Annotated in this window: 12 protein-coding genes; 3 read left to right on the top strand and 9 right to left on the bottom strand. The window is 75.1% G+C overall.

The window, feature by feature from the left end; translation table 11 throughout:
* Positions 1-42: 42 nt before the first annotated feature.
* From AC0GKK_RS03885 to AC0GKK_RS03855, 7 genes are all read right to left on the bottom strand, one after another.
* Complete coding sequence (locus AC0GKK_RS03885; protein ID WP_251786436.1) at positions 43-1,731, bottom strand: PQQ-dependent dehydrogenase, methanol/ethanol family; 1,689 nt, start codon at positions 1,729-1,731, stop codon at positions 43-45.
* 13 nt (positions 1,732-1,744) lie between these two features.
* Positions 1,745-2,209, bottom strand: a complete 465-nt coding sequence (locus tag AC0GKK_RS03880) for an MSMEG_3727 family PQQ-associated protein (RefSeq protein ID WP_251786437.1) — start codon at positions 2,207-2,209, stop codon at positions 1,745-1,747.
* A 550-nt stretch (positions 2,210-2,759) separates the two neighbouring features.
* Positions 2,760-3,521: a ribonucleotide-diphosphate reductase subunit beta gene (locus AC0GKK_RS03875; RefSeq protein WP_476654498.1), complete on the bottom strand. Its 762-nt coding sequence runs from the start codon at positions 3,519-3,521 to the stop codon at positions 2,760-2,762.
* 19 nt (positions 3,522-3,540) lie between these two features.
* Positions 3,541-3,747 (bottom strand): rubredoxin, encoded by a 207-nt coding sequence (gene rd / locus AC0GKK_RS03870; protein ID WP_489883180.1) that lies wholly within the window; start codon positions 3,745-3,747, stop codon positions 3,541-3,543.
* 258 nt (positions 3,748-4,005) lie between these two features.
* The gene (locus tag AC0GKK_RS03865; protein WP_489883179.1) at positions 4,006-6,102 is read right to left on the bottom strand and encodes a prolyl oligopeptidase family serine peptidase; all 2,097 of its coding nucleotides are present in this window, start codon (positions 6,100-6,102) and stop codon (positions 4,006-4,008) included.
* Between the two features lie 24 nt (positions 6,103-6,126).
* Positions 6,127-6,603 (bottom strand): ribonuclease HI, encoded by a 477-nt coding sequence (gene rnhA / locus AC0GKK_RS03860; protein ID WP_345654553.1) that lies wholly within the window; start codon positions 6,601-6,603, stop codon positions 6,127-6,129.
* 44 nt (positions 6,604-6,647) lie between these two features.
* On the bottom strand, positions 6,648-7,862 hold the full coding sequence (locus AC0GKK_RS03855; protein WP_349302375.1) for a hypothetical protein: 1,215 nt from the start codon (positions 7,860-7,862) through the stop codon (positions 6,648-6,650).
* A gap of 238 nt (positions 7,863-8,100) precedes the next feature.
* On the opposite strand from AC0GKK_RS03855, the gene AC0GKK_RS03850 reads away from it, so the two are divergent.
* Complete coding sequence (locus AC0GKK_RS03850; protein ID WP_345647521.1) at positions 8,101-8,385, top strand: hypothetical protein; 285 nt, start codon at positions 8,101-8,103, stop codon at positions 8,383-8,385.
* Positions 8,386-8,388: 3 nt separating this feature from the next.
* Here the strand turns inward: AC0GKK_RS03850 and AC0GKK_RS03845 are convergent, their stop codons facing one another.
* On the bottom strand, positions 8,389-9,168 hold the full coding sequence (locus AC0GKK_RS03845; RefSeq protein WP_489883178.1) for a sporulation protein: 780 nt from the start codon (positions 9,166-9,168) through the stop codon (positions 8,389-8,391).
* 29 nt (positions 9,169-9,197) lie between these two features.
* Positions 9,198-9,656 (bottom strand): hypothetical protein, encoded by a 459-nt coding sequence (locus AC0GKK_RS03840; RefSeq protein WP_345647527.1) that lies wholly within the window; start codon positions 9,654-9,656, stop codon positions 9,198-9,200.
* Positions 9,657-9,794: 138 nt separating this feature from the next.
* On the opposite strand from AC0GKK_RS03840, the gene AC0GKK_RS03835 reads away from it, so the two are divergent.
* Both AC0GKK_RS03835 and AC0GKK_RS03830 read left to right on the top strand, forming a co-directional pair.
* Positions 9,795-11,840 (top strand): sensor histidine kinase, encoded by a 2,046-nt coding sequence (locus tag AC0GKK_RS03835; RefSeq protein ID WP_489883177.1) that lies wholly within the window; start codon positions 9,795-9,797, stop codon positions 11,838-11,840.
* On the top strand, positions 11,837-12,523 hold the full coding sequence (locus AC0GKK_RS03830; RefSeq protein ID WP_476654503.1) for a response regulator transcription factor: 687 nt from the start codon (positions 11,837-11,839) through the stop codon (positions 12,521-12,523). The genes AC0GKK_RS03835 and AC0GKK_RS03830 overlap by 4 nt, the downstream gene beginning before the upstream one ends.
* Positions 12,524-12,531: the final 8 nt, after the last annotated feature.

Here is a 12,531-nt window from a genome sequence, read left to right as displayed (position 1 = left end):
CCTCCCTTCTCACAGCGTTCGGGTCCCCGGGGTCGGCCGGATCTACTGCTCGGGCAACGCGAAGCAGAACAACGCGTCGCCCGCGGCCGCACCGAGCAGGCCCGGCAGGAACCCCTCGACCCAGCCGCCCCACCCGGTCGGCACGGCGATGAACTGCCTGCCGTCGACCTCGAAGGTGGTCGGGCTGGAGTGGTGCCCGCTGCCGCACTGGAACGACCAGAGCTTCTCCCCGGTCGAGGCGTCGAGCGCGACGAACTCACCGGTCGGGGTCCCCTGGAAGACCAGGCCGCCCGCGGTGGTGAGCGTCGAGGCGCACATCGGGTACTCGTTGTTCCAGCGCCACTTCTCCTCGCCGGTGAGCGGGTCGATCGCGGCGACGAACCCGTAGAAGTCCTCGATGTCGACGGCGACGCCGGCGCCCCAGTAGGGGATGGACTCCTTGAACTCACGGCGACGCCGGGTGGCGGTCGCCCCGACCTCCTGGACGGGCACGTACATCAACCCGGTCTGCGGGTTGTAGGACATGTGCGTCCATTCCTTGCCGCCCGCCGGGCCCGGCCAGAAGTGCACCGGGACGCCCTCCTCGTCGGGGTAGATCTTCGGCGTCACCTTGCCCTCGGGCGTGATCTCGCCCCAGGTGATCCGGTCGACGAACGGGAACACCCGCACGAGCTCGCCGTTGGTCCGGTCGAGCACGAAGAAGTAGCCGTTCTTGTCCGCGTGGGCGAGCAGCTTGCGCCCGTCCGGCGCGTCGAACAGGACGTTCTCCATCGTGGAGTCGTAGTCCCACAGGTCGTGCGGGGTGAACTGGTAGTGCCACCTGATCTCGCCGGTGTTGACGTCGACCGCGATCGTCGAGTCGGTGTAGAGGTTGTCGCCGGGGCGCACGCCGCCGTCGAAGTCCGGGGCCGGGTTGCCGGTGCCCTGGAACAGCAGCTCCAGCTCCGGGTCGTAGGTGGGCGTCACCCAGCAGTTCGCGCCGCCGCGCTGCCAGGCCTCGCCGTCGTCGGGCCAGGTCTCCGAGCCGGGCTCGCCCGGCTTCGGGACGGTGTAGCAGCGCCAGCGCCGCTCACCGGTCTCCGCGTCGAACGCGTCGAGGTGGCCGCGGACGCCGAACTCCCCGCCGGCGCTGCCGACGATCACCAGGTCCTTGACGATCAGCGGCGCGACCGAGCCGCTCTCCCCGGCGCGGACGTCGCCGTTGACGGTGTCCCACACGACCTTCCCGGTCGTGGCGTCGAGCGCGATGATGTGCGCGTTGAGCGTGTACATGTAGACCTTGCCGTGGCCCACGGCCAGCCCGCGGTTGACGTTGCCGCAGCACAGCGACACGTCGTAGGGCGAGGCGTGCTTGTAGCGCCAGAGCTCCTCGCCGGTCCTCGCGTCGATCGCCCAGGCGCGGCCGTCGGGGCCGGAGACGTACATGACGCCCTCGACGACGATCGGTGACGCCTCGAACGAGTAGGTGGACGCACCGGACTGCATCCCGACGGCGCCGGCCTGGAACACCCAGGCGGGCGACAGTCTGCGGATCGAGTCCTTGTTGATCTGGTCGAGCTCGCTGTAGCGCTGGCCGTCGTAGGTGCCGTAGTAGGTCAGCCAGTTCTGCGGCTCGGAGCGTGCGCCGCGGATCCGGTCGTAGTCCACCGCGGAGGTGGCCGGGGCCTCGCCCCGGACGTTGCTGAGCTGGACGTGCGGGATCGCTTCACCCGCGTCGACGTAGTCCGTCATCTCGGGATCCTTCCTACGGTCGCGGCTGCGGGGGACGGTCGAGCTTGGCGTGGTCGGGTACCTCGCCCCCGATGACGATGGAGCCGGTGAGACCGCGGCCCTCGTCGTTGCCGCTCGCGGAGCCGTAGTAGTACGTGCCCGGCCCGTCGAGGTTGATCTTCGCCGTGCCCTTGGAGTGGTTCACCAGCCAGATGAACTTCGGGTCGCCGTTGCTGGGCAGCACCGCGCAGTGGGTGTTCTTGTCGTCGTTGATGAGGGTCAGCTCGATGTCACCGCCGTGCGGGAGGATGAGCACGCCGGGCTCGTAGCAGATCTCGTCCTCCGGGATCCGGATGGTCGCCCGGAGCACGCCGTCGGGTCCCTCCTCGGCGTAGCCGATGGTCCCGCTGCCGAGCAGCCGACCCAGCGCGAGCCGGTTCTGCCCGTCGAGACCCGCGGCGGCCAGCTGTTCCGCGCGTTCGTCTTCGGTGGTCGTCATTGACACTTTCCTCCCGAGCGCAATTCGTCGGTGGGTACGTGATCACCTTCACACCGCACGGTGGTAAGCGTCAACCCCGTGCGTCCATCAATTCTGCGCCGACGATCATGAACGCGCGAGCTCGAATGCGGAATGATCTCCCGCGAGGGTCCCGGGCTCGGCTCGGACGATCTCTCCGCAGGTCAGGACCGGCTGCGCGGGGCCGCCCCGTTGCCCGGAAACGATTGTCCGGGAACAATCGGAACACTTCTGCGGACCGTGCCGTGGGGTCGTCCGGGAAATGGTGGGAAATGCGGGCGGGTGCCCCGGAAATCGTGGCCGCCGGAGATCGGTGACGTCGGTGCGGCGACAAGCACCGTCGCGGGGGCCGGGGCGGCCGTCCCCGCCGTGACGTGCGACGCCGCGCCCGGGACGGCGCCGTGGGCTCCGGTGTGGACACCCGCGGTCCCCGCCCGCGGAACCGTCCGTGCCCATTCCGTGCAGGCCACGCGGCCGGCCCCGGAGGAATGAAACACATGTTTCCCGAAAGGCGGCGACCGGCGTGGGGGTGTCACCAGAACTTGATGCCCGCCGCCTTCAGCCGACGGCGGTGCTGCTTCACCGCGAGCGCGATGGCCTCGGGGGTGATGAGCCCGGCCCAGACCTTCGACGCGGTCTCACCCTGTTCGAGCAGCGCGTCGGCCTCCTCGCCACCCAGCTCGGCGCTCTGCACCACCCGCGCGCCGAAGCCGATGTGCCAGCGCTCGTCGCGCAGGACCAGCTCGGTCCCGCGGTGCACGCCCGGCAGCGGGACGGACAGCCGGTCCAGGGTCTGGAGCATCGCGTGCTGCCCGGCCAGCAGCACCACACCCTCGATGACCATGTGGTAGAGCCCGACCGCCCCGGTCAGTCCGGTGTGGTCCTCGGCGAGCCCACGGGCGGTCGCCGGCAGCCGGTGCTCGAACAGGTCGACGAGCTCGGAGCTCACCTCGCGTCGCAGCACGTCCAGCCGGTCGGCCGGGGTGTCGCCGGGGACGCCCAGCACCTGCGCGGCGACCAGGTCGAAGAACCGGGCGTGCCGCGCCTCGTCGCGGGCCTGGGCGCGGAACGCGGCCTGCATGGTGTCGTCGAGCGCCGCCGCCTGGTACGAGCCGAGCTGCCCGGCGACCGAGGCCTCGGCGATGCAGAAGCCGGCGACGAGCCCGCGCACGGTCGCCGCCTCGTCCGGCGCGAGCCGGGCCCACGCGTCGCGGTCCGGGCCCAGGTCGAGGTCGGTCTCGTCCCACTGCAGCGACTCGGCCAGCTGGACGAAGTGGTCGTATCCGGCGATCATGACCATGGTCTCGGTGTCCTCACCCCGGGAACTGTTCTCCCGGCTCCAACGGGCGGAAGTCCGACTTGGCGGCGCCGCAGATCGGGCACATCCAGTCGTCGGGGATGTCCTCGAAGGGCGTGCCCGGCTCGATGCCGCTGTCCGGGTCGCCCTCGTCCGGGTCGTAGACGAACCCGCACGGCTCGCAGATCCACAGGGACCGCGTGGCCTGGTCGGACATCGTCATGCTGCTCCCCACGGCGTCGTCGCCCACGCCCGCCGGTGGCCCGTGGCCGGGTCCGGCGGAGGTGTCCCTCCGGCCCAGGGAGCCACAGTGTGAGCGGGGTCGCAAGCGGGCCCGGAGCCCCGTCGCGGGCACCGGTGACCGCCGCGCGTCCGGTCACGCACGGACGCGCGGCGCCCTCACCTGCGACGACGCGGTGCCCGTAGATCAGTTCCGGCCGGCGTCGGTGATCGTCGGAATCGGTGAAACACGTGTTCGCGCTCAGGCGCCGAGCGCGTCCCGGAGGAACCCGACCTGCAGGAGCAGCAGGTTCTCGGCGACGACCTCCTGCGGCGTCATGTGGGTGACGCCCGACAGCGGCAGCACCTGGTGGGCACGCCCGGCCGCGAGCAGCGCCGAGGACAGCCGCAGGGTGTGCGCGGCGACGACGTTGTCGTCGGCGAGGCCGTGCACGACCATCAGCGGGCGGTGCGGCCGGTCCGCGGTCGGCGGGGTCGCGGCGTCGTCGACGATCGACGAGCGGGTGTAGGGCTCGCCGCCCGGCATCCCGAGGTAGCGCTCGGTGTAGTGGGTGTCGTAGAGCGTCCAGTCGGTGACCGGCGCGCCGGCGATGCCCGCGTGGAAGACGTCGGGCCGGCGCAGCACCGCCAGCGCGGACAGGTACCCGCCGAACGACCAGCCGCGGATCCCGACCCGCCCCAGGTCCAGGTCGGGGTAGGCCTCCGCGGCCGCGTGCAGGGCCGCGATCTGGTCCTCCAGCACCGGTCCCGCCAGGTCGCCGTGGATCGCGCGGTCGAACTCCGGGCCGCGGCCGGGGGAGCCACGACCGTCGGTGACCAGCACGGCGAAACCCTGCTCGGCGAACCAGCGGCTGGTCAGGTGCGCGTTGCGGGCCTGCAGCACCCGCTGGGAGTGCGGGCCGCCGTAGGGGTCGAGCAGCACCGGCAGGCGGGTACCGGGCACGTGGCCGGACGGCAGGAACACCGCGGTGCGCAGCTCCCGCTCACCGAAGGAGTGCAGCACCGGGGCCGGGTCGAACCCGGGGTCGACGGCGTGCCCGGCGACCGGGTGCTCGGCCCCGGCGGCGGTGACGAGCACGGCGTGCGGCGCCGTCGCGAGGTCCTGGGACACGCGCACGGTGGTGCCCCCCGCTGCGGCGACGGCGTGCACCCCGGTCGTCGGCGTCACCGCGACCGGCTCGGACCCCGGGGTCACCGACCAGACGGCGACCGAGGTCGGCTCCGTCGAGGCGCGGAACAGGACGGTCTCGCCGTCGATGCCGAGGACCCCGCGCACCTGCAGCTCCGGGCCGGTCAGGTAGGCGTCGCCGACGACGAGCCGGCGCGCCCCGCCGGAGTCCTCGGCCCGCACCAGCGCCCCGGACGCGGTGCGCGCCGGGACGCCCGGCACGTTCTCCACCCACACCGGGTCGGTCTGGGAGTGCAGCGTGGTGGTCCGCCCGGTCGCGGGGTCGACGGCCAGGGTGCGGACCTCGCGCTGGTCGCGCGGCTGGACCGACAGCAGCGGGCCGTGTGCGTCCCAGCCCGCTGTGGCGAGGTACTCGTAGGTCTCGTCGTCCCAGGACACGGGGGTGCGGCTGCCGTCGAGCGCGACGACGACCAGCCCCACCCGAGCGTTCGGGGTGCCGGCGGCGGGGTAGCGGACCGTGGTCGGGACGCGGTCGGGGTGCGCCGGGTCGGCGATGTGCCAGCGTGCGACCGGCGACTCGTCGACCCGGGCGACGAGCAGCGCGCCGCCGTCGGGGGACCACCAGAACCCCCGGTGGCGGTCCATCTCCTCGGCCGCGGCGAAGTCGGGCAGGCCCCAGGAGACGTCGTCGCCGTCGGGGGTGAGCACGGCCGTCGTCGTGCCGGTCGTGAGGTCGTGCAGGTGCAGCGCGCCCGCGGCGACGAAGGCCACCCGGGTCCCGTTCGGGTCGATCCGCGGGTCCACCACGGCCTCGATCCCGCCGACGTCGAGCGGGCGCACGTCCGGCTCCCCGGTCAGCGCGACGGTGAACGGCCGCCCGGACAGTGCGAACACGGCGCGGGTGACCGCGGCGTCGGTGGTGTACCCGACGACGCCGCCCGCCTGCTCCCGGACCCGCTCGCGCCGGGCCCGCTCCGCGGCGGGCAGGTCCTCCTCGCCCGGCAGCCCGGGTACCGACGCCGGGTCCACGAGCAGCCGCTCCGCGCCGGTCGCGGCGTCGACCGACCACAGGCAGGTGACCGGGTCGGTACCGGACCGGCTGCGCAGGAACACCGCCCGCGACCCGTCCGGGGCGACGGTGAACCCGCGGGGGACCCCGAGGGTGAAGCGGCGGGTGCGGGCGTGCAGGCGGGGGAACGAGTCGGCCACGCGGCCGACGCTATCTCCCCGGCGTCACCGCGTGCGGGACGGCCGCTTCCCGGACGCCCGTCCGCCCGCCTCCTCGCAGCCGCGGGCGGCGAGCCGGTCGGCACGCTCGTTCTCCGGGTGCCCGGCGTGCCCCTTCACCCAGAACCAGGTGACGTCGTGCCGGCGGACGGCGGCGTCGAGCTCGCGCCACAGGTCGTCGTTCTTCACCGGCTCCCCGGCGGCGGTCCGCCAGCCGCGGGCCTGCCAGCGCGGCAGCCACCGGGTGATGCCGTTGCGCACGTAGGTGCTGTCGGTGTGCAGGTGCACCACCGAACGCCGGGTCAGACAGTCCAGGGCGCGGATGGTGGCGGTGAGCTCCATCCGGTTGTTCGTGGTCGTCGACGGTTCCCCGCCGTGCAGCTCGCGCTCGTGCTCGCCGTAGCGCAGCACCGCGCCCCAGCCGCCCGGGCCGGGGTTCGGCACGCAGGCGCCGTCGGTGAAGATCTCCACGACCGCCGTCACGGCCGGTGACGCTATCTGTGGCGGACCGGCCGCGGCGGCGCGGGTCAGTAGATCCGGTACGCCTCGCGGGAGGTCGCGAAGCCGTGCCCGGTGCGCGCGTCCCGGCACTCGACGCCGGTCCGGCGGCTCACGCAGGTGACGTCGCCGCGGGTCAGGTGGGTGCCGTAGCCGAGCTCGGCGGTGCCGCGGGCGCGGACCCGCTCGCCGCCGCAGCTCGGCCCGGCCCCGGCGGCGCGCAGCACCAGCCCGGTCCCGGAGCGGAACGTGCACGCCGGGTCGTCCGGCGGGGACCAGGCTCGGGTACGGGTGTCGCAGCGGGTCTCGGCGCCGTCGATCCGGCACGTGATGTTGCCGCTGGGGGAGCGGAATCCGGACCCGGCGAACGCCGCCGGGTCGGCCGGGGCGGTCCCCGCGACGAGGTCGGCGGGTGCCGGCACCGGCTCCTGTGCGGCCGGGGCGGCGGTGCCCGGCGCCGGGCCGTTGTCGGCACCCGGGGACTCGGCGCCCGCGGCGGCCGCGACCGCGAGCAGCAGTGTCGCGCCGACGGCGAGGGCCGCCCCGCGGTGCCCGGCGCCGCCGGGCAGGGCCCGGCCGAGGGCGCCGTCCAGCCCGGTCACCGCCCGCGAGATCCGGTCCCCGGCGCCGCCGGCCCGAACGGCGACCGCCGCCCACGCCCCGGCACCCGGACCGGACGGTGGCCGGGCCTGCGGCGCGGTGTGCCCGGGCGCACCCCACGACGCCGGGTGCCCGCCCCCGGCCGGCGGCGCGGTCGCGGCGCCCCGGGGCACGGGTGCGGCTGGGCCCCACGACGCGGTGGACCACGGACCGGGTGTCGGCGCCGGTCCGGCCCACGGCGCGCCGGGCGCCGCGGGGCGTGCGACGCCGGGTGGCGGCCCGCCCCATGCCGGCGGTCCGTCGCCCGGCTCCCCGGCCGGGACGGCCCCGGCAGCGAGCGGGGCGGCCGGGGCGGCGGCGCCCGGCAGCCAGGGCGGTCGCGGTGCCGGGACCGTGCCGTGCGGTCCGGCCGCGGGCCCCGGAGCGGGTCCGGCACCCGCCGCGCCGGGGCCGGGGACGGCCGCCCCCGGGGCGGCACCGCCGTCGCCGGGACGGCGCGGCGGCGGGACGGCGGCCCGGTCCAGCAGGTCCGCGGGCCGGTACCCGTTGCGGGGCCGTCCGTCCGGCGGGGGCGGGCCGGAGCCGGGCCGGTCGGGCCGATCGGGACGGTGCGGGGGACGGTCGTCGGCGTGGGGAGCGCTCATCGCGATCGGACGCTAGGTGAGGGTTGCGGCCCGCACAGCGGCCGTTTGGCGCAGTCACGGCGGCCGGTCGCTCCGTCACGCTGACCGTGCGTGGTCGGCGCGCGGGTGCCGCGCGGTCCGGCGGCCCCGCCCGCTCGGGTGCCGCACGTCGCGCGTCCCGCACCGGCCACCGAGTGCCGGGCGCCGTCCGGCGGGGCGGTGCCCCGGGCGGGGGAGCCCGGCGTGCCACGCTGGGGCAGTGAGCCAGGCGCTGTACGAGGTCACCGTGAACGCGTTGCTGGACCGGGACCGCCCGCTCACCGCCGCCGGCTGGGACGCGGCGGCCGCCCGGGTCGGCCGGGACCGGGCGCCGCTGCTGCTGGCCGAGCTCGACGACGCGGGCCTGCTCCCGCCCGCGCTGCTGGCGTCGGCGGTCCCGGAGGCCTGGGCCGGTGCCCGCGACCCCGTCGACCGGCTGCCGCGTGCGCGGTGGGCGGAGCTGTTCGCGGCGGCCGGGCTGCCCGTCCCGTCGCCCGGACGCTGAGGGTCAGCCGAACAGGCCGCGCCGCCGGGCCAGCTCCGCCATGTGCCCGCGCATCTCGGCCGCCCAGTCGTGGGCGTCCAGCACGTCGTAGGGGATGGTGAACCGGACGATCCGGTCGCCGCCGGCGTCCAGGAAGCCGCCCCGCCGGTCGCCCTCCAGGAGCAGGTCCATCGCGTGCGGTCCGGCGAGGAAGGACACCTCGACCTCCTTCAGGCCGCGCGCCAGGTCGGGCGGCGGTGCGAACTCGATCTCCTGGTAGAAGCCGAACTCGGCACCGGGGACCCGGCCCTTCTCCACGTCGGAGCGCAGGAACCGGCAGCCGGCCCGTTCGAACCCGGCCAGGATGGTCTGCTGCGGACGGGTCGGCTCGATCCGCACCGGGTCCAGGTCGCCCTTGTCCAACGAACCGGCGATGTCCAGCTCGGTGCGCAGGCCCACCCGGACCCCGGGCAGGTCCCGCCCGTGCACCGTGGTGAACGGCGACTGCCACGGCACCCCGAACCGGAACGGGACCGACCGCCGGTCGCCCGGATGCAGCTCGAACGCCCCGGTCACCCGCTGCTCGGCGAACGACGTCGTGGAGCGGTACTCGTTGTCGCCGGACTCCACCTCGACCACGGTCTCCAGGCGCAGTGCGAGGAAGTTGATCCGCTGCAGGAACTCGCCGCCGACGACCTCGACCACGCCGTCCAACACGCCACCGGGCTGCGCGACCGGGGTGTGCACCACCGTGTCGACCGTCGTGCCCCCACCGAACCGTGCCTTGAGCTTCTTGAACACCATCGCCGCCCCTGGTCGTCGTCAGGGGCAAGCTAGCGGGTGCCGGCCGGGGACGGGGCGGATCCGGCGGACCGGTCCCCGGCGGCGACGTGCCGCCGGGACGTGGGCAGGCAGAGCAGCCCGGCCACCAGCACGTCGACCACCAGGAACGCGATCGACTCGGTCTCGCCCTCGGCGAGGATCTTGTAGCAGCTGAAGTAGACCCATGCCGCGAGGACGCAGGTGAGCAGGTGCCACGGCGCGCGCCGGCCGGCCCACACACCGGGCAGGCACGCCCAGGCGGTGATCACGGTGGTCAGCCCGACGGCGGCGAAGGCGGTGGCGGCGGGGCTCCCGGCGTCCGGGTTGACCTCCGGCGGCGCGAGCACCCCGAAGTAGACGAGGCCGAACGCGCCGAACCCCATCCGCACCGCGACGACGACACTCGCGACGACGACGGGCACGGGCGGGCGGCGGGACGCGACGGTGGCGGGCGGTACGGGGACGGTCACGGCGTTACCTCCGGAGCTGCTGGGCGGACGGCCCGATCCTGACCTCGGGGCCGCCCCGTACACCCGATCCGTCCGTCCCGTCCCGTCCGGGACCTCCGGTCCCGTAACGACGGGACACCCGTGGGCGAGCCTGGTTCGATGGCCACTCTCGCGTCGCACGGGCTCCGTACCGCGCCTGCGCCGGACGGCCGTGTGGTCGCTGCCTGCACCGTTGCGGCGGTCGTGCTGGCGGTCGGCGGGGCGGGATGCGTACTGCTGGCCGTCAACGTCGCGGCGGGTGCCCCGTCGAGCAGTGGCCGGGGCGGGTTCTGGCCCATGCAGGTCGTGGGCTTGGTGACCTACGGCGTCGTCGGCGGGCTGCTGGTGGCCCGCCGCACCGCGGGTGTGCTCGGCCCGGTCTTCCTCGTCGTGGCGCTGAGCCAGGCCGCGTCACTGTTCGGCCGCGAGTACGGCGTGTACGGCCTGCAGGTCGTCGACGGCCTGCCGGCCGACCGGTGGCTGTTCTGGTCGCACACCTGGTCGTGGGTGCCGGGCCTGCTCGCGCTGCTGGTCGTCGTGCCGCTGCTGTTGCCCGACGGGACCCTGCCCTCGCAGCGGTGGCGCCCGGTCGTCCTGTTCGGCGTGTGCGCGATCGCGGTCGCGACGACCCGGTGGGCGACCACCCCCTATGAGCTGCTGGACGGCCCCGCCACGGACGCGGCGATCGGGCCGAACCCGCTGGCGCTTTCCCCGGGTCCCTCCGCCCTGGTCGGCGGGGTCGCCGCCCCGCTGGTGGCGCTGGGGGTCGTGCTGGCGGCCGCCGGGCTGGTGGCGCGGTGGCGGCGGGCCGGGCCGGACGGGCGCCGGGCGCTGTCCTGGATGCTGTACGGCGTCGCGGTGACGGTCGCGTGCGAGGTTGTCGCGATGGCCACCGCGAGTGTCCTCGCCGCGGCCCTCGCGGTCGGTGCGCTGCCCGTCTGCTGCATGATCGCCGTGAGCAGGCATCGGTTGTGGGACCTGCAGCTGGTGGTCGGGAGGTCGCTGGTCTACGGCGGGCTCTCGGTGGCGGTCGCGGTCGCCTACGCCGGCGTCGTCGGCCTGCTCGGCGGGGCGATCGGGGTGGGCCCCGGCGCCCCGATCGTGGGTACCGCGGTCGTGGCGATGCTGGTGCTGCCGCTGCACCACGTCCTGCGCCGGGTGGTGAACCGGCTGGTGCACGGCTCGCCGGAGGACCCCCATCGGGTGATCACCCGGCTGGCGATGCGGCTCGGCGCGGCCGTGCCCGCCGACCAGGTCGCGTCGTCGGTCCTGCCGGACATCCTCACCGAGGTCTCCAGGACGCTGGGCCTGCGGCACCTGTCGCTGGAGACGGCGGACGGCCGGATCTTCCCCGACGGCTCGCCCCCCGACGGTCCGGTGCAGGAGCTGGCGCTGCGACACGCCGGACGGCGGGTGGGCGTGTTGCGCGCCGTACCGGTGCGAGGCGGGCTGACCCGGTCCGAACGGCGTGCGCTGACCGACGTCGCGGCCCAGGCCGCGGTCGCGGTGCACGCCCTCGCGCTGTCCGACGAGCTCCGCCGGGAGCGCGAACGGGCGGCCGCGGCCAGGGAGGAGGAGCGGGACCGGCTGCGCCGCCGGCTGCACGACGGGGTGGGCACCGCCCTCGCCGCAGCGAGCCTCCAGGCGGACAGCGTCCGGGACCTGATCGACGAGTCCCCGGACGAGGGACGCGCGGTCCTGCACCGGCTGGGTGCGCAGCTGCGGGACGCGGTCCGCGACGTCCGGGCGATCACCCGGGACCTGAGGCCCGCGCTGCTCGACGAGCTGGGGCCGGAGGGTGCGCTGCGCGAGCTGGGTGCCCGGTCCAGCACACCCGCGTGCGCAGTCGAGGTCGAGTTGGGGGAGCTCGGTCCGCTGCCGGCGGAGGTCGAGCTCGCGGCCCACCTGCTGGTGGCCGAGCTCGTCACGAACGCGTGCCGGCATGCCGACGCCACTCGGGTGCGGGTCTACGCGCACCGGCGCGAGGGCTTCCTGCTGGTTCGGGTGTCCGACAACGGTCGGGGCACCCGGGCGGCCGCGGGCGCCTCGCCGGGCCTGGGGCTGCACTCGTTGCGCCGGCGGGTCGACGGGCTCGGCGGCACCCTGGAGGTGTGGGAGGGTCCGGGGACCATCGTCGAGGCGGCGTTACCGGTGCCGCTCCGATGAGCGGGCAGCCCGCTGGGCCGTCCGGGCTGCCGACACCCGTCCGTGTGCTGATAGTCGACGACCACCCGCTCTACCGCGAGGGCCTGCGCGGCGCGCTGCGCACGATGGCCGGAATCGAGCCGGTGGGAGAGGCCGCCGACGGAGCCGAGGCCGTTCGGCTCGCCCGGGAGATCGCGCCGGACGTCGTGCTGATGGACCTGCAGATGCCGGGTGTGGACGGGATCGACGCCACACGAACGCTGTGCGCCGCACGACCGGGACCGGCGGTGCTGGCGCTCACCATGCTGGATGAGGACGAGACCGTCGGTGCCGCGCTGCGCGCCGGGGCGTCCGGCTACCTGCTGAAGGACGCCGACCGCGCCGAGATCGACCGGGCGATCAGGCACGTCGCGCAGGGTGGTGTGGTCGTCGGCCGGGGCGTCGCGGGCGGAGTGCGCCGACGATGGGCCGAGCCTCCGCCCGACTCGGCCCGGATGGCGTTCCCCGACCTGACCGACCGGGAGCGCGAGGTTCTCGGGCTCGTCGCCGAGGGCCTGACCAACGCCGCGATCGCCCGCAGGCTGCACCTGTCGGAGAAGACCGTACGGAACAACGTTTCCGTGGTCTTCGCGAAGCTCGGTGTGCGCAGCAGGTCGGCCGCCGTGGCGACCGCCCGGGACGCCGGGCTCGGCGCGGCCCGCTGATCGGCGCG

It is taken from the genome of Pseudonocardia sp. P-1 (assembly GCF_058111925.1).
Note: the sequence above shows the minus strand (reverse complement) of the source record. Positions and strands in the feature narration are given on the sequence as shown.